This is a genomic window from Candidatus Neomarinimicrobiota bacterium, from assembly GCA_021734025.1.
Lineage (GTDB): Bacteria > Fidelibacterota > JAANXI01 > JAANXI01 > JAANXI01 > JAANXI01.
On record JAIPJS010000008.1, the window covers coordinates 95315 to 118458 of the forward strand.

The window sequence follows — 23144 nt, forward strand, 5'->3', positions numbered from 1 at the left end:
AGAGAATTTGTGATTGCCGTCGGAAAAGGCCACGGACCTTTATCTTGACTTCCTGAAGGGGAGAAAATAAATTCATCAAGATGTACACGAAATTATTTATTAAGGCGTTATGACAGCAGATTTAGAGTCATTAGAACAGCAAATTCAGCAGCACGGGCGCCTGCCCAGTCACATCGCAATCATTATGGATGGCAATGGCCGTTGGGCTAAAGAAAGAAGTCTCCCGCGGCTGGCCGGACACAACGAAGGCATTAATTCTGTCCGGGAGATTGTGCGGGCCTGCGGTGAGCTCGGTGTCGAGGCATTGACGCTCTATACCTTTTCCAAGGAAAACTGGAACCGGCCTCCCAGAGAAGTCACTGCACTCATGAAACTCCTTCTTAGAACCATCCGAAAAGAAGTCGATGAGCTGATGGCGAATAATGTGAAAATCAGAGTCATCGGGGATCTGGAGGATCTTCCGCCAGAACCACGCCAGAGTATGAAGGAAGCGATGGACCGGACGGCAAACAACACCGGGCTGCAGTTAAATCTTGCCCTGAGTTACGGAGGGCGGAGCGAAATTTTGGAAGCTGTCGAAGCCCTTTATCATGACATTCAGGCTGGTAAGCATTCCATAAATGAATTGGATGAAAACCTGTTTAGTTCCTATATGCACACTGGTTCTCAGCCTGATCCTGACCTGCTTATCCGCACCAGTGGCGAAGCACGGATCAGTAATTTCCTCCTGTGGCAATTAGCGTACACCGAATTGTATATCACATCTGTCTATTGGCCGGACTTTCGCCGGGAAGAGCTCTATAAGGCAATTCTTGATTACCAGAGCAGGGAGCGGCGATTCGGTAAAGTCAGCGAACAGATAAAAAATAAACCACTAGTTGCGGAACAGTCTTAACTGTATGAATATTGTGTTTTTCCGTGGAAGGTTCGCCGTTCGTGTAATTACGGCGATCAGTTTTGTTATTGCACTCCTGATGATTGGGCTGGATTCCGCTGCCTTTGCGCAGCAGGCTTCCAGTCAACAGCAGATTAACCTCTTAGGTCTCTCCGTCCAGGGCAACGAGACCGCCAGCGCCGATATCATCAGAGCGAATTCCGGGCTTCGGGTGGATCAATCCCTGACAATGGAAGATATCCAGAAGTCTTTTGATCGTCTCTGGGAACTGCAACTTTTCTCCGATATAAAATTTTTGATTGACCGGGAAACCCCCAACGGCGTCTACCTTATTATTCAAGTTAAGGAACATCCCCGGCTCAACCGGGTCCGGTTCCGTGGCAACGACAAGATTAAGGACAAGAAGTTCGAGGAAGAACTCAATCTCCTTCCTGGCCAGGTGCTCAGTCCACAGCAGATTTTCAATACGGCGAAAAAGATGAAAGAACTCTATAAAGAGGAGAATTATTTGCTGGCCGAGGTCGACTGGGACACCACCTTCACTGAAGATCGCCAAAATTATGTGAACCTGACGTACACCATCGATGAGGGGAAAAAGGTCAAAATTCAGGATATCACATTCCATGGGAACGACCACATCGCCGAACGAAAGCTCCGGGGCCAGATGGAAAAGGTGAAAGAGCAGCGCTGGTGGAAATTTTTCCAGGATGTGGAATATACCCGGGAAAATTATCTCACCGGCCAGACGAACGTCATTAATTATTATAAAACCCAGGGGTATCGGGACGCCGAGATTGTCCGGGATTCCGTCTATTATAATGATGAGAAAACCCGGATGTTTATCGATATGTGGATCGATGAAGGGGATATTTATACTTACGGCGACTTCTCCTGGACAGGGAACTCTTTGTATAATAGTAAAGAGTTGAACCGAGCCCTGGGCGTGGAACCGGGAGAACAGTATGATCTTGAAGCGTTTCAGGCCGGAATCGAAAATGTCCGGAGTCTGTATATGGATCGGGGCTACTTGTACTTTCAGGTCAATCCCCAGGAAGTCCCGGTCGGTGATAATACGGTGGACATCACCTTTCAGGTACAGGAAAATTATCAGGTCAGCGTCCGGATGATTGATATTACCGGAAATACGAAGACCAAGGAAGATGTCATCCGGCGGGAATTGATGATCTTTCCCGGCGATATTTTCAGTCGTGAACGGCTGCTCCGGAGCCAGCGGGAAATCTTTATCCTGAATTACTTTTCCAACGTGGTACCGGATGTGGTCCCGGTGGACGATAAACATGTGGATTTATCGGTGGAAGTGGAAGAAAAACAGACCGATCGCGCCAACGCTTCTGTCGGCTATAGCGAACGGGATGGCTTGCTGGGAAGCGTTGGTGTAGAGTTCAATAACTTGATGGGGAACGGTCAGCAGTTGGTGTTTAACTACCAGCGCGGTCAGTATTACAAGTCGTTTCAGTTTCAGTTCAACGAGCCGTGGCCGTTTAACCGGCCCAATCCGGTCGGGTTCAGTGTCTTTTCCACCAACCGGGGACGATTTGGATCAGGCGCATCCAGCTACTATTTACCGTTCAACATTTCCCGACGGGGGGGATCGGTTTCCATCGGGCATCGTTTTCGGTGGCCGGATAGTTACTTCCGCGGCAACTGGTCGCTTTATATCGATTCCAAGGAATATACGAACATTCAGGATTCCACGACATTCCAGCGGATTGTCCGTAGCGGAGAAAAGTCGACCCGTGGTGTTCGGCTGACGCAAACCATTCGGCGGGACAGCCGGGACCGACCAGAATTTCCTACGGAAGGATCTCGGGTCACATTTCGGTCCGCAATATCTGGTGGCCCACTGGGCGGAAACGAAGAATACCACAAGCATGAGTTAAAGCTCGAATGGTTCACGCCGATGGTCTGGGATTTGGTGTTGTATACGGATATTGAAGCCGGCGCAATGAAAGGATTGTATCGGAATGCGGTAATTCCGTATGATGAGCACTTTTTTATGGGGGGATCAGGGATGATCTACGGAACAGCTCTGCGTGGGTATAGCGACCGGGCTGTTGGTCCGACTTCAATTGATGGGTATCCACTAGGGGGACGTGCCATGCTCAAGTATTCCCTGGAATTACGGGTACCCATTTCGGATAATCCGACGCTTTACGGCTTAGGTTTCTTCGAAAGTGGCAACACGTATCTGGACGTTGAGCACATCAACCCGTATGCCCTGAAGCGATCTGCCGGCGTCGGTTTCCGGCTGTTTATGCCGATGTTGGGACTTTTGGGTTTTGACTTTGGATATGGCTTCGATTCGCTTGAACCAGGTTCCACACAGCCGAATGGCTGGCAGACACATTTTATCTTTGGTCAACCATTTTAATGTTTAGATTATAACAGACTTCAGAACTACAAGGAGGAAAGCGTGAAACGGATAACACAAGCAGGGATTTTACTAACCTTATCTGTCTTGATGGCCGTACCGGCATTGGGGCAATTAAAGATTGCATATGTGAACTCGGATCGGATTATGCAGGAATACGAAGAGGCGCGAGAAGCCCAGAAGAAGATGGATCTGGAAGCCAAACAGCTGGAAAATAAGTATATGTCCATGACCAGTCAGCTGGATAGCCTGCAGCGTTCCTTTCAGCAGCAGCAGTTCGTGATGAGTGAAGAGCGCCGCCAGCAGAAGCAGCAGCAAATCCAGTCGCTCCAGCAGCGGATTCAGCAGTTCCAGATGGAAAACGTCGGCCCGCAGGGACAGATTTATGCCAAGCAGGAACAAATTCTGGGGCCGGTATTACAGAAGATTAATACCGCTATCAAAAAAGTCGCTAACGATGGTAGTTACGACTATGTGCTGGATTCCGTCGGCGGTAACATCCTGTACGCGGAAGAAAAACACGATATCACAGCGGATGTACTGTACGAACTGCGCCGGGGGACATCTTCCAGCAGCTCTTCATCTTCGCAACAATAACACATAGACGGCTGCCTGCGTAGAACATTTCGTGAATACATCACTATCTGAAATTGCAGCCATGGTGGAAGGGGAGCTCCATGGCGGTGCTCCCGACGTCAGTATTACTGACATCGCCGAGATCCAGCTGGCTAATGAGAACGAAATTACCTTCGTCGGGAATTCTAAATACTTTACGTATCTCTCAGAAACCAAAGCTGCGGCAGTTATTTTACCTACAAGTTATTCCGGGGATTTTGAACCCCGGATTCAGGTCGATAATCCTCAGCTGGCCGTCAAAATCCTCATCGATCATTTCCGACCACCTCATCCGCTGTCCTTCCAAGGTATCCATGAGTCGGCGGTAATTCATTCATCGGCAAAAATCGGTGAAAAGGTGACCATCGGTCCGAACACGGTGATCGGCAGTCACTGCATCATTGGAGATAACGCGATTATCGAAGGCAACGTGAATATTGGACAGGACTGCTCTCTCGGTCACGATACCCATCTCTATCCGAACATCACCGTCTATGATCGTACTACCATCGGTGCCAATTGTATTGTGCACAGCGGAACCGTGCTCGGGAGCGACGGTTACGGGTTTACTCAGGAAGATGGTATCCACCGGAAAATCCGTCAGGTGGGGGCCGTACGGATTGAGGACGACGTTGAGATTGGCTCCAACTGTTCCATTGATCGCGCAACGTTGGGGGAAACGGTTATTGGCCAGGGATCCAAGCTGGATAACTTGGTGCAGATAGGTCATAACGTGAAAATCGGCAAGGGTTGCCTTATTGTGGCGCAGGTTGGTATTTCCGGCAGTACGCAACTGGGCGATTATGTGGTCGTTGGCGGTCAGGTCGGCCTCGCCGGACATCTGAAAATTGGTGATCAGGTCACAATTGCATCAAAGTCAGGTGTTACCAAAGATATTGAGGGACATGAGACCGTATCCGGATTCCCGGCACAGTCCCACAGCGAAGAACGCAAACAGGTAATTTATATACGACAACTCCCGGAGATGGCCAGCCGTATTAAATCTTTGGAAGAGACCATAGAGAAGAAAGAGAATCCGGAGTGAAGAAGCAACGAACGATACAAAAACCAATTTCCATAGAAGGGTACGGCCTCCATACCGGTGAACCGTGCAAAATGACATTCCGTCCGGCGGAGGTGAATACCGGCTTTCAATTTCGGCGGTTAGACCTGGAAGAGGCGCCGGCGATTCAGGCAGATATTGAACATGTGGTGGATATCTCCCGGGGGACGACAATCCAGGCAAATGGCGCCAAAGTGCATACGGTGGAACACGTGCTCTCCGCATTGGCCGGTTTGCAATTAGATAATGTCATGGTAGATCTAAACGGGCCGGAACCACCTGTTATGGACGGCAGTGCAAAACCGTATGTGGACGCGCTGCTCGAAGTTGGATTCCGGGAACAGGATGAGGAGCGTCAGGAACTGCAGATCGACAAGACGATCACCTATTCTGACCCGGATCGGGAAGTGGATATCCATCTGCTGCCGTCCGACCGGCTTCGCGTTACCTTTATGATCGACTATAAAAATCCGACTCTGGGAACGCAGTATACGGCCCTCTATTCTCTGGAAGACGAATACGCCGACGAATTTGCCGAAGCCCGGACGTTTTGCTTCCTTCACGAAGTCGAGGACCTGAAGGAACAAGGCCTGATCAAGGGCGGCAATGTGGAAAACGCTGTGGTGATCGTTGACCGGGAAATCGAGAAATCCGAGTTTGACCGGCTGAAGAGATTATTTAAGATCGAGGACGATATTACGCTCGGCACAAACGGAATCCTGGACAGCAAAGAACTCAGGTTCTACAACGAGCCAGCCCGGCACAAGGTTGTGGACCTTATTGGTGATATGGCGTTGTTAGGTATGCCGATTAAAGGACACATTATTGCAGCCCGCAGCGGCCATGCGGCGAACGTGGAACTGGTGAAGAAAATTAAAAAAGAGTATGAACGACAGCTGATCCGGGAAAAATATCAGAGTGAGCAGCAAGATGACAGCCAGTACTTTTTTGATGTCCGTGCCATCAGTAAAATCCTGCCGCACCGGTATCCGTTTTTGTTGGTCGACAGAATTTTGGACCTGGAACCGCAGAAGCGGGTAACAGCCATCAAGAACGTGACCATTAACGAACATTTTTTTCAGGGTCATTTTCCTGGAAAACCAATAATGCCGGGTGTTCTGGTACTGGAAGCCATGGGGCAGGCCGGTGGGATTCTGCTGTTGAATACCGTGGATAATCCGGAAAATAAACTGGTGTACTTTACCGGAATCGATAACGTCAAATTTCGGAAAACCATTGTACCCGGCGATCAAATCCGATTGGAATTGGAACTTTTAAAATACAGGCTATCCATCTGTAAGATGCGCGGAAAAGCATATGTAAACGGACAGGTGGTCGCCGAAGCTGAACTCAGTGCTTCAGTAGTGGAGCAGGACGACTAGTTTTGAGCATTCATCCGTCTGCAATTATTCACGATTCCGCAAAAATTGGCGAGAACGTCTCTGTCGGTCCGTTTTCCATCGTCGAAAAAAATACGGTTATTGAAGACGGGGTGGAAATCCGTGCTCATGCGATGATCGGAGAGAACACAATACTCCGACGGAACTGCAAGGTATTCCACGGGGCGGTCGTGGGTGAAATCCCCCAGGATCTCAAGTTCAATGGCGAAAACACCTATGTGGAAGTTGGCGAGAGCACGGTGATTCGAGAGTACGTGACAATTCACCGGGGGACAGATGATCGGCACAAGACGCTGCTCGGGCGGAATTGCCTGATAATGGCGTACGCTCATGTGGCGCACGATTGTTTTCTCGGCGATAATGTAATTCTGGCGAATGCCGTCAATCTGGCTGGTCACGTAACCCTGGAAGATTATGTAATCCTCGGCGGATTGGTGCCGGTGCATCAATTTGTACGCATCGGTAAGCACGCATATATCGGGGGAGGATATCGGGTATCCAAAGATGTCCCACCATTTATCCTTGCCAGTTCCGAGCCGTTGACATATGCCGGCCTCAACGTGGTCGGATTACGCCGCAGAGGATTCACCGCCGAAAATCGGTCCCTTATAAAGAAGGCTTATCGCCTGCTATTCCGTTCGGAGTACAACACATCGCAGGCCCTGGAACAGATCAAGACCCAGTTGACACAAACTGAAGAAGTCAAATATATCATCCAGTTCGTTGAACAGAGTGAACGCGGCATTATAGGCTGATGGCGCCCCCACTCTGGCGCTTTATCCCGCTGAGTACGGAAAGCGGTCAGTTTCACATGGCCGCCGATACATACCTGACTCACCATTCCAAAGAATTGCCGGTCCTGCGGTTTTACCAGTGGAAGCCGTATGCCCTTTCTCTGGGACACCACCAAGCTACAGATTCCATTGATTTTACCGCGTGCAGGAACGGGGGAATTGATGTAGTGCGGCGTCCGACGGGAGGACGTGCTATTTTGCACGCCGACGAACTTACCTACTCTGTCATCATCCCGGCGGGCTCCCCGATTGGCCGGGGCGGCGTTCATGAAATTCACAACAAAATCAGTCAGGCGCTGGCTGCGGGTATTCTTCGGTTGGGTGCGGATATTCGGCTGAATGAGGCGGGCTCCGATCTGCGGAGTCAGTATAACGACACGATCGGATCGCTGGCGTGTTTTTCATCCACCACGAAATACGAGCTCCAACTGGCGGACAAAAAGGTGGTTGGCAGTGCCCAGCGAAAATTCGGGTCCGAAGTTCTCCAGCACGGCTCTATTCTGCTTGGTGCAGCCCATAGAGCATTGCCGGAATTTTTGAATCTGACATCTGAGCAAGAGAAAGCAGTTCGCCGCCAACTGGATTCGAAAACGACCGAATTACGGAAGCACCTTTCCAGAGATATTGATATGGCGGCGCTGTGTGGGCATATCCGTGCGGGATTTCAGGATGTCTTCGGATGCGAATTCCGGGAACAGCCGCTCACCGATTCCGAGCGCCAAAGCATTCGTGATTCCAGTGACAAATACCGTATATTACCTTCCTATGCGAACGCTTCGACTAATACTAGGTAGCCTGTGCTTTATCATTTTTGGAGGCAGTCTGTATGGGCAATACCGCCTCCCGGTTGATTTTTCCGGAAGTGATTCAACGCAGATCACCGGAAATCTGAATCGGTTCGCGGATCACTGGGGACTGCACCTGGGTGAAATTCCGGGATTTGTGTTCCCGGCCGACGGGGAATTTCCGAGGATCCAATTTTATTATCAGCAGTCCGGAGGGTTTACCCATCAGAAATCGCGATATGATGGTAATCCTCCGGACGGTATTACCAGTCTCGGTACTTTCACAGCCATGGGAGACGTGACCTCGAATCTCCAGCTAATTCTCCGGTATAATACCTTGGCTCTGGAAAACCGGGGAGCCGTATTAAACGGCTACGGAGCGCGTTTTCGGTCGGCGGTGGGTACGGACAGCCTGCACGCGCTGGCCATTGGCGTACTCAATCAAAAGGTGGCGGATGCCGGAAATTTCTCTGCAAACAGCCTGGATATCAGCTTTCAGTACGGATGGTTTCTCGGGTACTGGACAATCCGCGCGGATTTGGCGGCAAGCTTCGTCGATGGAAAAGTGGATGTCAGTGGGAATTCGGCCATCGGCACGGCGCATGATGGCCGATATGAGCACCGGACGATTCACGGCGGCCTGGCACTATACAGGCAATACAGGCGAATCACCACCGGACTGACACTTCGAACGAATTTAAACATCTGGACACTACACGGGACAATCGGATGGAGTCTCCCATCAAATTTTTAACAATTCTGGGCAGTACCGGATCAATCGGCGTAAGTGCGCTGAAGGTGGTCGATGCCCATCCGGACCGGTTTCGGGTTACCGGGTTGTCAGCGTATTCCAACGCCGAATTGCTTGCTGAACAGGCCCGGCAATACCAGCCCGATGTGGTTTGCCTCGTTAATGAATCTAAATTACCGGAATTGCGCGACGCGCTGGCCGCTGAAAATATTGAAATATTGGGAGGGCGGATCGGCCTGTTAGAACTAGCAGCCAGGGATGACGCGACGCTCGTGCTCAATGCGATAGTCGGATCACCTGGAATGGAGCCAACCATCAGGGCCATCGAAGCCGGGACGGACGTGGCGCTCTCGAATAAAGAGAGCCTGGTGATGGCCGGCGATCTGATTCGGCGGAAACTGGCAGAGCACGATGTCGCGCTTTATCCTGTCGACAGCGAGCATAGCGCCATCTGGCAGTGCCTGCGCGGGGAGCAACTAAGCGAGGTGAATAAGATTATTCTCACTGCCTCAGGCGGGCCATTCCTGAATACTCCTGCCAGGGATTTTAAAACGCTGACTGTCTCGCAGGCACTGGATCATCCGAATTGGAATATGGGGAAAAAGATTACCATCGATTCGGCCACCATGATGAACAAGGGACTCGAAGTCATTGAGGCACATTGGCTGTTCGATATTCCGCCGGATCGTATCGAGGTACTCGTGCATCCACAGTCGATTATCCATTCCATGGTAGAATTTGCGGATGGTTCGGTGAAGGCACAGCTAGGTATCCCGGATATGAAGGTACCGATTCAATATGCGTTATTGTATCCGGAGCACGCTCCGCCACGGTGGGATACGCTGGATCTGGCATCGCTGGGACAATTGACTTTTGAGGCGGCCGATACGGAAAAATTCCGGAGCATCGAGCTGGCATACAAGGCCTTGCAGGAAGGGGGAACTCTGCCTGCGGTGTTGAATGTAGCGAACGAGGTGGCTGTGTACGCGTTCCTGGATGAAAAAATCGGTTTTACGGATATTCCGGAGTTAGTGGAACAGGCTCTGGAAGCCCATGATACTACGCTTCATCCTTCTCTGGAAGTTATCCTGGAAACGGAACAGTGGACAAAGGCTTTTATAGAGCCTAAATTAGAAATCCCGTAAAGGTTGGCCCTGAACGGGAGGGCAAAGCAACTCAATTAGAAACGGACTGTTATGATTATCAATATATTGGCAATAATTTTTGCGCTGGGGCTTATTATCCTGGTGCACGAACTGGGACATTTCTTTGCAGCAAAGATGTCCGGAGTGCGGGTTGACCGGTTTTCCATCGGATTCCCGCCGCATTTCTTTAAAAAGCAGAAGGGCGAGACTGAATACTGTCTCGGTGCCGTACCGCTGGGTGGCTATGTAAAAATGGCCGGTATGCTGGATGAAAGTATGGACGAAGAGATCAAGGGCGAGCCATGGGAGTTTGCTTCCAAGAGTATTCCCCAGAAGATCTTCATTATGAGCGCCGGAGTGCTGATGAACTTCATTCTGGCGGCCATCATTTTTAGTTTCATAACACTGGCCCAGGGAATCCCGGAGAGTTCGGATACCACAGTTGTGGATCAGGTGGTGCAGGACTATCCGGCGGCTGAAGCCGGGATGAAACCCGGGGCGCGGATTACATCTGTAAACGGAGAACAGGTCGACACCTGGCAGGAGCTCACGAATATCATCCACAACCTGCCCAACACGGAAATTGACGTAACCTGGGTACAGAACGGCGAAACTCAGTCGGCAACGTTAACTACCAAAGTCGATAGGCAGTTTACTGATGGTGAACTGAAAGAAATTGGACTTATCGGAATCTCTCCGGAGGTGCATCGCCGGAGCGCAGGACTTTTTGAATCGCTGGGATCGGGCCTGTCGCAGACCTGGTGGTGGGGTAAAGTCACGGTGGTCTCCTTGAAGATGCTCATTACCGGCGAAGAATCGATGAAATCCGTCGGCGGTCCCATTTTTATTGCAAAACTGGCGGGAGACAGTGCCCGGAACGGGTTTATGAATCTGCTGAATCTGGTGGCGATTATCAGCATCAATATCGGGTTTCTGAACATCCTGCCGGTACCGGCACTGGATGGCGGGCATCTGGTGATTACCATGATTGAGGGGATTAAGGGCGATCCCCTGAGCGTAAAGACCCGCATGATCGTCCAGCAGGTCGGAATGGCACTGTTGTTAACGCTGATGGTTTTTGTGATCTACAACGATATTATGCGGCTACTCTAAAAATTTCTCCTTACCGGAGGAATTTACCGGCTTTTTCCGTAATCGTCCGGGCTCAGATTTATTGATATTTATTGCGGCGATCTCATACGCCTGACGTTCGACATTACACGATATTATATAAACCATTTACCTGTACTGAATTATAATATCGCGCAATTTGCGTGAAACAGAACGCTCGCGCATACAATTTAATTGGTCGAACCCCAAACCCGGAGGGTGTGTCATGAGATCTACAATTTTACTTCTTGTCATTAGCGTGTTATTAGGTTGTGCGCAGCAACCCAACGAGGGGTATCCCATCTCTCCGGTAAAAAGTATCCAGGTCCGTCTTTCCGATAATTTCTGGCTCCCCAAGATAAAAACCGTACAGAATACCACCATCAGATATGCATTGGAAAAGTGCAGTACCGAGGGCCGGATGGATAATTTTCTGATCGCCGGCGGCGAAATGGAAGGTACCACCAAAGGCGCAATGCCGTTTGACGACACGGACGTCTACAAGATTATCGAAGGAGCGTCGTTATCCCTGGCCAGCTCTCCTGATGCGGAGTTGGAATCGTATATCGATTCCGTGATTGCCATTATCAAAGTGGGCCAGGAAGAGGACGGCTATCTCACCACCTGGCGCACTATTGACCCGAAAAATCCACCTGCGGAATGGGTGGAGCCCGGGGAGCGCTGGGAGGACCTCTCCATGAGCCACGAGCTGTATAACGCCGGACACATGTACGAGGCGGCTGTTGCCCATTACAAGGCCACGGGCAAACGCACCTTTCTGGACATCGCGCTGAAGAACGCCGACCTGATGGTGGAGACTTTCGGTCCGGGCAAACTGGAAAAGGTGCCTGGCCATCAGGTTATAGAGACCGGGTTGATCAAGCTCTACCAGGTGACGGGCAAGAAAAAGTATCTTGAGCTGGCCAAATTTTTCCTGGATCGCCGGGGAGATCCGGAGCGAGAAGAACGGTTCGGACCGTACGCCCAGGATCACAAGCCGGTCACCGAGCAGGATGAGGTGGTCGGTCATGCAGTGCGCGCCGTCTACATGTACGCCGGGATGACCGATATCGCAGCGATTTACAAAGACCAGGCGTACCGCCAGGCCGTGGACGATCTCTGGGAAAACATGGTGTATAAAAAGATGTACGTCACCGGCGGTATTGGCGCCAAACACGAGGGAGAATCGTTTGGCGAGAACTATGAACTGCCGAATCTCACAGCCTACAGCGAGACCTGCGCGGCCATCGGGAGCGTCTACTGGAATCACCGGTTGTTTCTGCTGACCGGAGATTCCAAATATTACGATATCATCGAGCGAACGCTGTATAACGGATTGATTTCCGGGCTGTCGCTGGACGGGACGCACTTTTTTTACCCCAATCCGCTGGAGTCCAACGGCGAGTACACTTTTAATCAGGGTGCCTGTACCCGGAAAGACTGGTTCGACTGTTCCTGTTGTCCTACCAACATGATCCGCTTTATTCCGTCGATTCCGAACCTGGTATACGCCACCGAAGGGGAGAAACTGTACATCAACCTGTTTATGGCCAACAGCGCGGATATCACGGTGGACGGTATGGCGGTTACGGTGACTCAGGAAACGGATTATCCCTGGGACGGAATTATCTCGATTGCAGTTGACCCGGAGTCACAGAAGCGGTTTGCCGTCCATGTCCGGATTCCGGGCTGGGCACAGAACGATGCGGTTCCCGGCGATCTGTATACATACGCCGATGCGTACGAAGGGAAGCCGAAAATCCTGGTAAACGGCGAGGAAGCGAACTATACCACCGAAAATGGCTACGCCGTGGTCACCCGTCGCTGGGAAAAAGGTGATACTCTTACTCTGAATTGCCCCATGGAAGTCCGTCGAATAAAAGCTCATGAGAAGGTGGAAGCGGATCGCGGCAAGGTGGCGCTGGAGCGCGGCCCGATTGTCTACTGTGCGGAAGAGGTTGATAATGACAGGTATATTGATAAAATGGTGATAGCGGACGATCAAGGACTGTCAGAAGAAATGCGTAATGATCTGCTCGGTGGAGTCGGTGTGCTGAGGGGAGAAGTACCGATGATGGATTCCGGAGAAACAGCTGAGATTCAACTTGTGCCCTATTATTCGTGGTCGAATCGTGGTGTTGGGAAAATGAAAATGTGGTTTCCGCAGGCGGGGTAATGGTATACCCGGGAACTTGAGGATTTCTCGTTAAGTATTGCGTACTGCGTGTTACGCATTCTTGACTGGCAGCGACCAATTCGCGGCGGGGATTACCGACGAAGAACTCACCCGTAGCCTCGTAATTTTATTACGAGGCGGTACACCTTTATCAAACTCTATCCCCAAACTTGTATATGCCTCGAAATGAGATTTCAAGGCTCATTCTTTTGTATCGAGATTTTATTACACTACTCCTGCATCGCAGCAGTAATCACCACCGAGTCTGCCGATCGCTCTGCCGGGCCGTGGTAAACGGCTTCGATGTTGTTTCCGTCCGGATCCAGGATATAGGCACCGTAGTATCCGGGGTGGTATTGCGAGCGTTCCCCCGGCGCGCCGTTGTCCTGTCCTCCGGCTTCGAGCCCGGCGGAGTAAAACCGCTGCACCATCTCTGGTGAGGCAGCCTGGAATGCGAGGTGGAAGTTGTTGGTCGGCTCTTTATCTGCGGTGACAAAGAGCTCGTCGGCCGCAAAATGGTGTGGGCTTTCGCTGGTGATTTTTCGTCCAACGGATCGCAGCACCCTGCGATAAAACTCTTTACTCCGTTCCAGATCCGAGACGCGGATATGGACGTGATCTATGAGGCGGCCCTGGTGGAATTGCATCGGTACCTCCCGGTATTTGTTATTTTAGTTTGATTTGAAAAAAGGAGTGGTTTTAATATCTGGGATGAAAATACTATGCGCAACAAGAACGTCATTTCCGTTTTTCACACACTTTTTTATAAAAAGTGTGCAAAAATCCGGCTGTGAAAACTGATTTGAAAACGCTAACGGTTCGCTCCAGGTGAGAACCAGAACTCCCTTCGGTCAGACAGCTGGTTCTCACTCTCTTTCGCTCACCGAGCGTTGGGCAAATCAGTTTCCAAGGCCGCAACTGGCGAAAGGATTCCGAAAAAGTTTAGAAGAACTTTTTTTAACCTGCATAATTCAAAAAACAACAAGACGTTCTCCGGACACCCGCGATGGTGCCCCATTTGTCTGGCACCTTGGTGAAGGGAAGGCGGGGAATAATTGCACAAGTAGAGACGTGCCATGGCACGTCTCTACATAATTGAAATTATTGCTCTTAAGTCATATCGATAATGTTCATTTATTCCGATTTATGAATCATCAAGGTTATATGAAAACTTCGTGTCTGAGCACCACAATAGAAATTGATTAGATTACTATTTCCCGAGTAGACTTTTATGTAAGACTATCTTTCTCTGAAATATGTGCGAGTTCGAAGTTTTCTTGATTTTTTCTCCCCCTTTTTTATCAAGAAAAAAGGGGGAGTTAGAAATATGTGTATTTTGATTCGATTAATTAAAAGGTATTGAATTCAATTGATCAAAAACTTGAACGCCGCTGGCAATTCCTTCACTGGGGTAATATATTTGATATTCGAACAAAATTGAACCGAACAAGAGCGCGGAGATAATATGGGGAAACAAAATCTGATTTTTATCACCCTGGATGCGGTGCGGCCGGATCATTTTAGCTGCTACGGATACGATCGATTTGAATCCAAAGGGGTGGACGAAATTGCCGCCGAGGGGACACTCTTCGAAAATAATATCTGCGCTTCTTGTCTGACGCCCATCTCCCATGCAACCATGCTCACAGGTAAGCATCCCCAAAAACACGGCATCCGGCATCCGTTTTCAAAGGTACAGAGTAAAACCCTGGCCGAGATGATGAAGGGAAAGGGGTACAGCACCGCCGGATTTGTCGGGATAAATTTTTTGGGATCGACGCATGGATTCGCCGAGGGATTCGATTACTACAACGAGCCGACCAAGGAGTCCAGCTGGAATTCCAAGGAGTACAAAAAGGACGACGAAACCATGCAGACCCTCTGGGGCAACTGGTGGATTCCTGACATGCTCAACTGGATGAAGGAGCACGCCGATCAGCCGTTCTTCATCTGGGCGCACTATTTTGAGGTGCATTTTCTCTCAGAGAAGTGGCTGCTTTATTCCGGCAAGATGCCCCAGGACGAACTTTCGGATTGGGCGTATTATGACGGCAAGCTGAAATACATGGACGAGCACTTTATTCAGCCGATGAATCAGCAGCTGAAGGATCTGGGCATCTGGGACAACACGGCGATTGCCCTGACGGCCGATCACGGGGAGACGCTCGGCCCGGATAATCCGAACTGGGAGGATTACTACTTTAACTATCCCCAGCACAAGACCATGCTGGAGGACGACATCCGGGTACCGCTGATCTTCAAGGGCGCCGACGTTCCCAAAGGCAAACGCGTTGAGCAGACCACCACCGCCGTCGACCTGGTGCCGACCATGCTTGACATTATGGGAATCGAGAGTGATGAGGAATTCGATGGTCAGAGCCTGACGCCACTATTCTACGATGAGGAACTGGAAGAAACCGTTGCGTACGGGGAAGAACTGTACGAAGAGCGCGGCAAGGGATCGCTCCAGTTCGTGCGGACTGACACTTACAAGCTGATCCGGAACCTCTCCGAAGGCGCGGAAGAATTTTATAATCTTGTGGAAGATCCGGGAGAGAGGGAAAACCGGATCGACAAACTGACGACGAAAGAGGAAGAAGTCGCCGAAAAATTCCGGGACATAATGACGGAACAGTATGAAGGGTATCGCTCCGATGGCGGCGGATTCAGCGATGATGAGTCGAAAAAGATCGAGGAGCGGCTGCGGGATCTGGGATATATCTAGTTCGGAAATAGCACGCTGATGTCGCGGATACTCCAATTGATGACAGATAAAAAATTCACCGCAGAGACGCAGAGGGCGCAGAGAAAGATAAGGAATCATAAATGATTTATAACAATTCAAGGTACTGAATAAGACTCATACTCTTGGCTGCTAACGGGTTTTAACCTTAACACTTAAACACGTGAACACAATAACACTTTAATATGGTAACACACTAACCACATGAATAACTTCATAACCATCGTTTCCGGACTCCCCCGCTCCGGTACCTCCATGATGATGAAAATGCTGGAGGCCGGCGGGTTGGAAGTGGTGACCGACGATATCCGGAAGCCGGACGAAGACAATCCCAAGGGCTATTACGAGTTCGAACAGGTCAAACAGATCAAGGAAGACCAGTCCTGGCTGCCGAAGTGTGAAGGCAAGGTCGTCAAGATGGTGTCACGGCTGCTGCTGGATTTGCCTGAGGAATACGAGTACAAGATCATCTTTATGCGGCGGGCGATGGAAGAGATCCTGGCCTCCCAGCGGAAGATGCTGGAGCGGAGTGGAAAAGAAGCACCGAGCGCCGAGGATGACACCGAAATGTCCCGATTGTTCAACCAGCACCTACAGCATGTTGAGCAGTGGATGGAAAGGCAACCGAACGTGGACTATATCTATGTAAATTACAACGCAACCATCCAGGAGCCTGGAAAGACCGCCGGGAAAGTCATTGATTTCCTCGACGACAATCTCGATCAATCAAAAATGGCGGGCGTCGTGGATACCAACCTCTACCGTCAGCGCAAGTGATTCCCTTTAATACTGTTGCAATAGCCAACCGACTCAAACACCTTTCCCCGATAATCTAAATTCCTATGAAAATTCTCATCTACTCTCCCAACTGGATCGGCGATGCAGTCATGGCGATTCCCATGGTTCGTCAGACCCGGACAGTCTTTCCCGACGCCGAAATTACCGTGTTCGCCAGAGATTGGGTGGCGCCGGTTTACCGGTTTGTGGGAGAAATCGATAACATTGTCGAGTTCTCCAGGGAGGAGGTGAAGACCTCAAAATCCCGACGCCGAATTATTAAGTCACTGAAGGTGACGGGGTACGATAAGGCGTTTTTGCTGACGGATTCCTTCTCCACCGCGATGACCATCTTCCGGGCGCGAATCCCGGAACGCGTCGGCTACACCGGCCAGTTCCGCTCCTGGATGCTGACCAACCGGTATTCGCTGAAGACCGGTAAATCCATGCATCGCTCGGACAAATATTGTCACCTGCTGAGCGATTACTCGGATTCAATATCTATGGGAAATTCGCCGGAATTCGATTCGCTGGGAAACGAAGAAATCCAAATGCCCCAGGGATGGGATAACGCAGCGATCCGAATCGGCGTCAACCCGCACTCGGTGGCGACCTCCAGGCGCTGGCCGGAAAAGAACTGGATTCAACTGTTTGACTCTTATAAAGATGCGCAAGTGCAATTTATCATTTTTGGTGGGAACGATGCGCGAGAAGCGGGAGAAAGACTCCGGGAAAGTTCCGGTGCAAATGTATTAAATCTGGCAGGGGAGACATCGCTGGGAGAGTCTATTCGTTTGATGGGACAGTGTCAGCTGTTCGTCTCCAACGATTCCGGCCCTATGCACATCGCGGATGCGGCCGGCGTACCGACGGTGGGACTCTGGGGCGCAGGCAATACGGAGAGCACCGGACTACGCTCAAGCCCTTCGGTCAATCTGAACGCGGATGTGTATTGCAGTCCCTGCGAAAAAAATCAGTGCATTAATGACGATGAGCCGCTGCTCTGCATGTACTCCATTTCGCCGGAATGGGTACGGGACACGATGGATGATTTGCTGGAATCGAGTACGGTGAATTAGCAGATGGAAATTGAGCAAATTCGGACGGGTTTTTTCTATGTCTAAAATCAAAGTGCTGTTCAAGATGCAATATCTCTATCACAAGGCAGCGTACGACCCGCTCATTGATGTATTCGAGGCGGACGACCGGTTCGACGTGTACCTGTCGCTTTCTCACGAGCTGGTACGGCGGCTCTGGATCTTCGAAATTGACAAGACTAAGCCGTACCTGGAGCAGTGGAAGAGGGAAGGCCATCAGATATCCGATGAAGATGAGCACTTTGATATTGTGATCTGTCCGGACACTGTTGAGGAAAAGAAATTTGGTAAGACCATGCTCTGCCTGGTACACCACGGCATGGGGCTCAAGACTATCCTGTTCCGGAATCTGAAGAACCATAATATGCACCACTACGATATCCTGGTGGAAGGACAATACCGGGTGGAGGCGCTGGAGCAGTCCGGCGTGCTGAACGGTTCGCATGTGTACAAAGTCGGCCTCCCAAAGCTGGATCCCCTCTTCTGGGAAGAACATTTTGACCGGGAGAAGATCCTCACCGATCTGGGGTTGGATCCCGAGAAAAAGACGGTGCTGTACGCGCCAACCTACAAGCCGACCAGCGTGTACGATTTGAAAGACGCAATTTTCGAGGCGACCACCGATTACAACCTGATCATCAAACTTCACCACTACGCCTGGATGGGGAAATTTGCGCATCACAGCCAGCATCGGACAATCCAGTGGCGGCTCCGGAAGTACGATCACGCTACGCTGATTCCGAAGGACGAGTATAATATTATTCCATTGATGTATGCCACCGATACGCTGGTGGCCGCGGCGTCCAGCACTGTCTACAATTTTTTGGCCACCGGGAAGACCGGCGTCATCTACGACCTGGATCACGATAATATGCGCCACTCGGACGGGCAGCACATTCTGAATATCGACAACCGGGAATTCCTGAAGGATGCGTTTGTTCACATCTTCTCGCCGGAGGAGTTACAAGACGGGATTCGGAAGGCGCTGAATCCGACCCCCGCGATGCAGAAAAACGCCGCCGAACGGCGGGAGTATTATTACTACAAGCCGGACGGAAAGTCGTCGATACGGACGCGGGACAAGATCCTGGAATTGTACGAGGAGGGCAGGCATCTGAATGATCCGACGAATGTGTAAATCGATGATGCGGGCTTTCCGATGATTTACAGACCGCATCACGGTGTTCAGCTTTCCCGGAAGCAGATAGAACGATTTTCCGATCGGGACTGGATTCGCGAGCACGCAATCGATACTTACAAGGATACCACCAACCTGGTCGCCAGGTTGAATTATCCGGTGGACGGATTTCCCGAAGAATACGTCATCAAGTGGTTTGGCTGGCGGAATACGATTTCGAAGATTTTAAGTCCCGTTATGCGCTCCCGGGCAAAAAAATCCTGGGACGCGGCGCACTTTTTTCTGGCCAATAATGTCCCAACTCCACCGCCGCTTATCGTGTATACCTCACGGCGATACGGGATTGTCCGGGAGAATTTCTATATATCGGAAAGTGTGGAGGAGTTTAACTCTGCCAGGAAGATCCTGCGCTACATGGATGTGCCGGAAGCTGACAAGGCCCGCATTGTGGAGATCATCGCCGGGATGGTCAAACGGCTGCACGTCGCGAACTTTACGCACAATGATTTGACGCTGGCAAATTTCCTGGTGAATGAGGTTGAGCCCGGGAAGATCTTTCTGGTGGATCTGAACAGGGGGACGCGCCACTTCCATCTCTGGGATTATCACCGGATTAAGGATATTACCAAGATGGATCTCTGTCCCTGCGATCTGGATGAATTACATCCGAATTGTTACCGGGATCAGTTTCTCAGAGCCTACAGCGAGAATTATGAACGGGACAGGCGGCTCGTCGCCAAAGCGTTGGTGCGGAAACGTCGGAAAAAACGGTGGAAAAAAAAGTTGCGTGAGTAGCCGTTACTTCGGCTGGAGTAATAAAATTGTCTGGGCGTGGATGCCCGGCAGGATTTTTTTCGAGTCCAGGATTTTGAGCCCCGCTTCCCGGATTTCCTCTTCAATCTGCTCCTCATCCGCCATGGTAATCTTATGGTGATTTCTGAAGAATCGCATCAGTTTGTGTGCTGCGGATGAGGTGTACACGGAAACGACCGCCCATTCGGTTATTACCCGACGGATTTCGGAGAACGCCCGGATGCGATCTTCGGGCGTGTGAAAGTGCTGAATTAATCGCATGGAGAGCAGGCCGTGGAAAGCGTCATCTCTGAACGGGAGATTCATGATATCCGCATTAGCGAACCGGGCCTGGGTACCGAACCGCTCATATACACGGTGGAGCATGTTAGGATTCAGATCCGCCACTACAACGTTCATCGGCCGCTCCAGCAGAAAATCGGTAAAACGCCCGTAGCCAGACGGGACATCCAGAACGTTATCGTTTATCGCGTAGATCTCTTCGATAAAATTGGTAACGATTCGGTATTCAAGGCTGTGAACCAGACGCTGATCTAACCCCTTATAACGGGTTTTTTCGTACTGTCGGATGTTACTTAGAGAATCTTTTTTTCTCCCCATAGTTTTAATATTACACAATTTTTAAGCCCACTACAAACAGAACTACCGCTGTCACGTGAAATATTGATTTGTCTCACGGGTTATTTACATCATCTGGCTTGGTGTTTTCCTGTTTATGCTATATACTATGCAATTATGCGTAAAAATGTTTTTATCAGTTGTCTGTTTGTTCTGCTTGTTCTGGGCCTTTTTTCCCGCGCAGCCGGACAGGAATTTCACACCGGTGAGAAGCTCACCTTCGCGCTGAATTACGGGTTCATCAACGCCGGAACTTCTACTATGGAAGTGGCCGGACTCGATACAGTACACGGGCAAACCACCTATCGTCTGGAATCCCGCACCAAATCCAATAATTTCGTTGATGCATTTTACAAAGTACGGGATCAGCTCACCAGCTGGATAGATACCTCAACATTTGCCACAATTCAGTTCGAGAAGTCTTTAAACGAGGGAAGTTATAATAAAGACTACTCCGTCTGGTTTGACTACGACAAAATGATGGCTTATTCCAGTGAAGATACACTGGCCATCGAAACGTACATGCAGGACGTCCTCTCACTGTTCTATTATATCCGGTCACTGGAGTTGAGTGTCGGCGATACCATCAGAATGTCCAGTTATGATAACGACAAGGTGTCCCCGTTTCTTCTGGGCGTGAAGCGAACGGAATCGGTGAGAGTTCCAGCCGGAGATTTTGACTGCTACGTGGTGGAACCGTTCGTAGAGTCGGATTTTCTATTTAAGTACGAGGGGAAACTTCAGATTTGGTTGTCCCGGGAAAAGGGACATATTCCCGTTTTGATGCGGAGCAAAGCGACAATCGGATCGATGATTTTGAAGTTGGAAAAGTATAAGCCCGGGAATGGGGACTGAGACATTATGCACTGGAATGAATCACTACGGTGAATCCCAGGCTGTAAAAGTGAGTCTCGTAATTTGATTGCGAAGCGTGCGTATAATTTACACTGTCTACGACTTTTGGAATTGATCTACTTTACGGATTTCTCAAAAATCTCGAACACAACTCCATCCCCTTGGTCCCCTCCATTTTCAAAAGAGGAAGGGGAAAGCATCACTAAGTGTCAGAGAGTTCTTTTTCCCTCTCTTCAGAAGAGAGGGAAATCAAAAAGGAGAGTTGTGTTGTCAATATAATGGTAGAAAATATGCGCTGAATCGGAAGAAAATTTACTCTACGTAATATTCAAAATCGCGAATACCGTATCTCAACATCCATTTCGTCCAATACTTCCTCAAGGTTTACCAGGAAATCCCGGATATCCGTATGATCGATGGCGCCGAGCACTGAGAGCCGAAAGGTGTCTTTATCCGATACTTTGCCGGGGTAAATGGTAAATCCCCGCTCGTATAGCCGGTCGTGCAGGTCGTTGAAATCATAGTTGGGATGGTCCGGCTCGTAGATAGTGGTGAGAATTCGTGAGTGCTTTACATCATCACCAAGCAGAAACCGGAAACCCAATTTAGTGAGTCCATCGATGAGCGTCTTGTAGCTCTTACTGTACCGGTCCCAACGATTGGATTCGCCCTCCTCGAAATATTCGTCGATGGCCTGGCGCAAAGCGTAAGTCACCTGCACCGGCGGCGTGAAGCGCATCTGCCCGGTGCGCTCGAAGTAGTCGTACTGCTTGTAGAGATCCAGATAAAATGTCCGGCCCTTGAACTTGCTCAACTTTTCCAATGATATATTTTTGCAGATGACGAATGCCAGTCCGGCCATCCCCTGGATGCACTTGTTGGAGGTGGACATGAGGAAATCCACCGGCGTCTCCCGGAGATCGATGGGAATCCCCGCATAGCTGGAAATGGTATCCGCAAGCGTGGTCAGATTGTACTTTTTCGATATTGCCAGAAACGGCTCCAGCGGATTCAGGATCCCGGTGGTGGTTTCGTGATGCACCATGGCGATATGACTGATGGTTCGATCATTGGAGAGCATCTGATCCACAACCCGCCAGTCCAGCGCCGTACCCCATTCCACCTCGTAGACGGAGGTTGCGATATCGTAAGTCTTGGTAATTTGCTGCATCCGCTTGCCATACGCACCGTTGATGAGCAGGAGTATTTTTCCGTCCGGCGGAACGACCGACGCCAGCGTCGCATCCATCGCCGATGTTCCTGAGCCGCCGAACAGCACAGACGCATAATCGGTGCCGCCGTGAACAATTTTTACAAGGTCTTCACGGATACCGTCCATGACCACCTGAAATTCCGTTTCCCTGGGACAGATATCCGGAACCACCTGCGCCTGCTTCACGGTATCGGTTGTGGTTGCCGGTCCGGGGTTTAACAAAATGTTGCGTTTGATTTTTTTCATAGAAAAAGTAGTATAGTGTTTAGGTGTTCAAGTGTTCAAGTTGAAAAAATGTGTTTCTGTGTTACAGTGTTTCTGTGTTACAGTGTTATTGTGTTATGGTTGAAAGCGTCATGCGTCCGGAGTCTTGGGTCAATTATTACGGTTTTTTTGTTCGTTGTTTGTAGTTTGTTGTTAGTTGAAATATACGCAATAAAAACCCTTTCTAAGGTTACCGATCCTTTCCTGCAGCAAACCAAAAACGACAAACAACCAACGGTTTTAAATGGTTTTTTAAAAAGGTATAGCAGAGTTATTCAACAAATTGGGCGACTTCGACCTCGGTTCCATGACCAATAGCTCGTTCGGCATGGTTTAGTACCTGCTCTGTAGTCTCATCATCTAAGTAAAACTCACCACAGTTGTCGCAAATCTGTGCAGGAACATTTCTAAGAACGATAACCGTTCCTTTTCGTTCAAGGGTAACGGTTGTTTTACCCCATTCCGTATCACCTTCCTTATGAAAAATTTTAGTAAATAAT

At 50.0% G+C, this 23144-nt stretch carries 21 protein-coding genes; 17 read left to right on the forward strand and 4 right to left on the reverse strand.

Annotation, left to right across the window (positions count from 1 at the left end; translation table 11 throughout):
- Positions 1–109: 109 nt before the first annotated feature.
- The 11 genes from K9N57_10485 (at position 110) to K9N57_10535 (ending at position 13126) form a co-directional block, all read left to right on the forward strand.
- A complete protein-coding gene (locus K9N57_10485; GenBank protein MCF7804607.1) occupies positions 110–895 on the forward strand; it encodes an isoprenyl transferase in 786 nt (261 codons plus the stop codon).
- A gap of 4 nt (positions 896–899) precedes the next feature.
- Positions 900–3287, forward strand: a complete 2388-nt coding sequence (gene bamA, locus K9N57_10490; GenBank protein ID MCF7804608.1) for an outer membrane protein assembly factor BamA — start codon at positions 900–902, stop codon at positions 3285–3287.
- A 42-nt stretch (positions 3288–3329) separates the two neighbouring features.
- The gene (locus K9N57_10495; protein MCF7804609.1) at positions 3330–3884 is read left to right on the forward strand and encodes an OmpH family outer membrane protein; all 555 of its coding nucleotides are present in this window, start codon (positions 3330–3332) and stop codon (positions 3882–3884) included.
- 31 nt (positions 3885–3915) lie between these two features.
- Entirely contained in the window at positions 3916–4947 is a 1032-nt protein-coding gene (gene lpxD / locus K9N57_10500) for a UDP-3-O-(3-hydroxymyristoyl)glucosamine N-acyltransferase (GenBank protein ID MCF7804610.1), read from the forward strand.
- Positions 4944–6347, forward strand: a complete 1404-nt coding sequence (locus K9N57_10505; GenBank protein MCF7804611.1) for a bifunctional UDP-3-O-[3-hydroxymyristoyl] N-acetylglucosamine deacetylase/3-hydroxyacyl-ACP dehydratase — start codon at positions 4944–4946, stop codon at positions 6345–6347. Before lpxD ends, K9N57_10505 begins: the two co-directional genes overlap by 4 nt.
- A gap of 8 nt (positions 6348–6355) precedes the next feature.
- Positions 6356–7120, forward strand: coding sequence for an acyl-ACP--UDP-N-acetylglucosamine O-acyltransferase (gene lpxA, locus K9N57_10510; protein MCF7804612.1), 765 nt, complete (start codon positions 6356–6358; stop codon positions 7118–7120).
- On the forward strand, positions 7120–7953 hold the full coding sequence (locus tag K9N57_10515; protein MCF7804613.1) for a lipoate--protein ligase family protein: 834 nt from the start codon (positions 7120–7122) through the stop codon (positions 7951–7953). Before lpxA ends, K9N57_10515 begins: the two co-directional genes overlap by 1 nt.
- Positions 7925–8698: a hypothetical protein gene (locus K9N57_10520; GenBank protein MCF7804614.1), complete on the forward strand. Its 774-nt coding sequence runs from the start codon at positions 7925–7927 to the stop codon at positions 8696–8698. The genes K9N57_10515 and K9N57_10520 overlap by 29 nt, the downstream gene beginning before the upstream one ends.
- Complete coding sequence (locus K9N57_10525; protein MCF7804615.1) at positions 8686–9840, forward strand: 1-deoxy-D-xylulose-5-phosphate reductoisomerase; 1155 nt, start codon at positions 8686–8688, stop codon at positions 9838–9840. Before K9N57_10520 ends, K9N57_10525 begins: the two co-directional genes overlap by 13 nt.
- Before the next feature lie 51 nt (positions 9841–9891).
- Positions 9892–10953, forward strand: coding sequence for an RIP metalloprotease RseP (gene rseP / locus K9N57_10530; protein ID MCF7804616.1), 1062 nt, complete (start codon positions 9892–9894; stop codon positions 10951–10953).
- Positions 10954–11176: 223 nt separating this feature from the next.
- Entirely contained in the window at positions 11177–13126 is a 1950-nt protein-coding gene (locus K9N57_10535; protein ID MCF7804617.1) for a glycoside hydrolase family 127 protein, read from the forward strand.
- A 230-nt stretch (positions 13127–13356) separates the two neighbouring features.
- Here the strand turns inward: K9N57_10535 and K9N57_10540 are convergent, their stop codons facing one another.
- The gene (locus K9N57_10540; protein ID MCF7804618.1) at positions 13357–13773 is read right to left on the reverse strand and encodes a VOC family protein; all 417 of its coding nucleotides are present in this window, start codon (positions 13771–13773) and stop codon (positions 13357–13359) included.
- Between the two features lie 818 nt (positions 13774–14591).
- Between K9N57_10540 and K9N57_10545 the strand changes: the two genes are divergently transcribed.
- From K9N57_10545 to K9N57_10565, 5 genes are all read left to right on the forward strand, one after another.
- Positions 14592–15851, forward strand: coding sequence for a sulfatase (locus tag K9N57_10545; protein ID MCF7804619.1), 1260 nt, complete (start codon positions 14592–14594; stop codon positions 15849–15851).
- Between the two features lie 222 nt (positions 15852–16073).
- Positions 16074–16646: a sulfotransferase gene (locus K9N57_10550; protein ID MCF7804620.1), complete on the forward strand. Its 573-nt coding sequence runs from the start codon at positions 16074–16076 to the stop codon at positions 16644–16646.
- Between the two features lie 65 nt (positions 16647–16711).
- The gene (gene waaF, locus K9N57_10555; protein ID MCF7804621.1) at positions 16712–17725 is read left to right on the forward strand and encodes a lipopolysaccharide heptosyltransferase II; all 1014 of its coding nucleotides are present in this window, start codon (positions 16712–16714) and stop codon (positions 17723–17725) included.
- 37 nt (positions 17726–17762) lie between these two features.
- Positions 17763–18881 carry a CDP-glycerol glycerophosphotransferase family protein gene (locus K9N57_10560; protein ID MCF7804622.1) on the forward strand — a complete coding sequence of 373 codons (1119 nt, stop codon included), beginning with the start codon at positions 17763–17765 and terminating at the stop codon, positions 18879–18881.
- A 21-nt stretch (positions 18882–18902) separates the two neighbouring features.
- Complete coding sequence (locus tag K9N57_10565; protein MCF7804623.1) at positions 18903–19676, forward strand: lipopolysaccharide kinase InaA family protein; 774 nt, start codon at positions 18903–18905, stop codon at positions 19674–19676.
- 3 nt (positions 19677–19679) lie between these two features.
- On the opposite strand, the gene K9N57_10570 is transcribed toward K9N57_10565, so the two are convergent.
- Positions 19680–20294, reverse strand: coding sequence for a class I SAM-dependent methyltransferase (locus tag K9N57_10570; protein MCF7804624.1), 615 nt, complete (start codon positions 20292–20294; stop codon positions 19680–19682).
- Between the two features lie 135 nt (positions 20295–20429).
- Here K9N57_10570 and K9N57_10575 point away from each other — a divergent pair, with 135 nt between their 5' ends.
- Positions 20430–21167 carry a DUF3108 domain-containing protein gene (locus tag K9N57_10575; GenBank protein ID MCF7804625.1) on the forward strand — a complete coding sequence of 246 codons (738 nt, stop codon included), beginning with the start codon at positions 20430–20432 and terminating at the stop codon, positions 21165–21167.
- Positions 21168–21495: 328 nt separating this feature from the next.
- Here K9N57_10575 and K9N57_10580 read toward each other — a convergent pair whose 3' ends face one another.
- Both K9N57_10580 and K9N57_10585 read right to left on the reverse strand, forming a co-directional pair.
- Positions 21496–22626, reverse strand: coding sequence for a 2-aminoethylphosphonate--pyruvate transaminase (locus tag K9N57_10580; protein MCF7804626.1), 1131 nt, complete (start codon positions 22624–22626; stop codon positions 21496–21498).
- Positions 22627–22915: 289 nt separating this feature from the next.
- Positions 22916–23131, reverse strand: coding sequence for a type II toxin-antitoxin system MqsA family antitoxin (locus tag K9N57_10585; GenBank protein ID MCF7804627.1), 216 nt, complete (start codon positions 23129–23131; stop codon positions 22916–22918).
- Between the last annotated feature and the right edge of the window lie 13 nt (positions 23132–23144).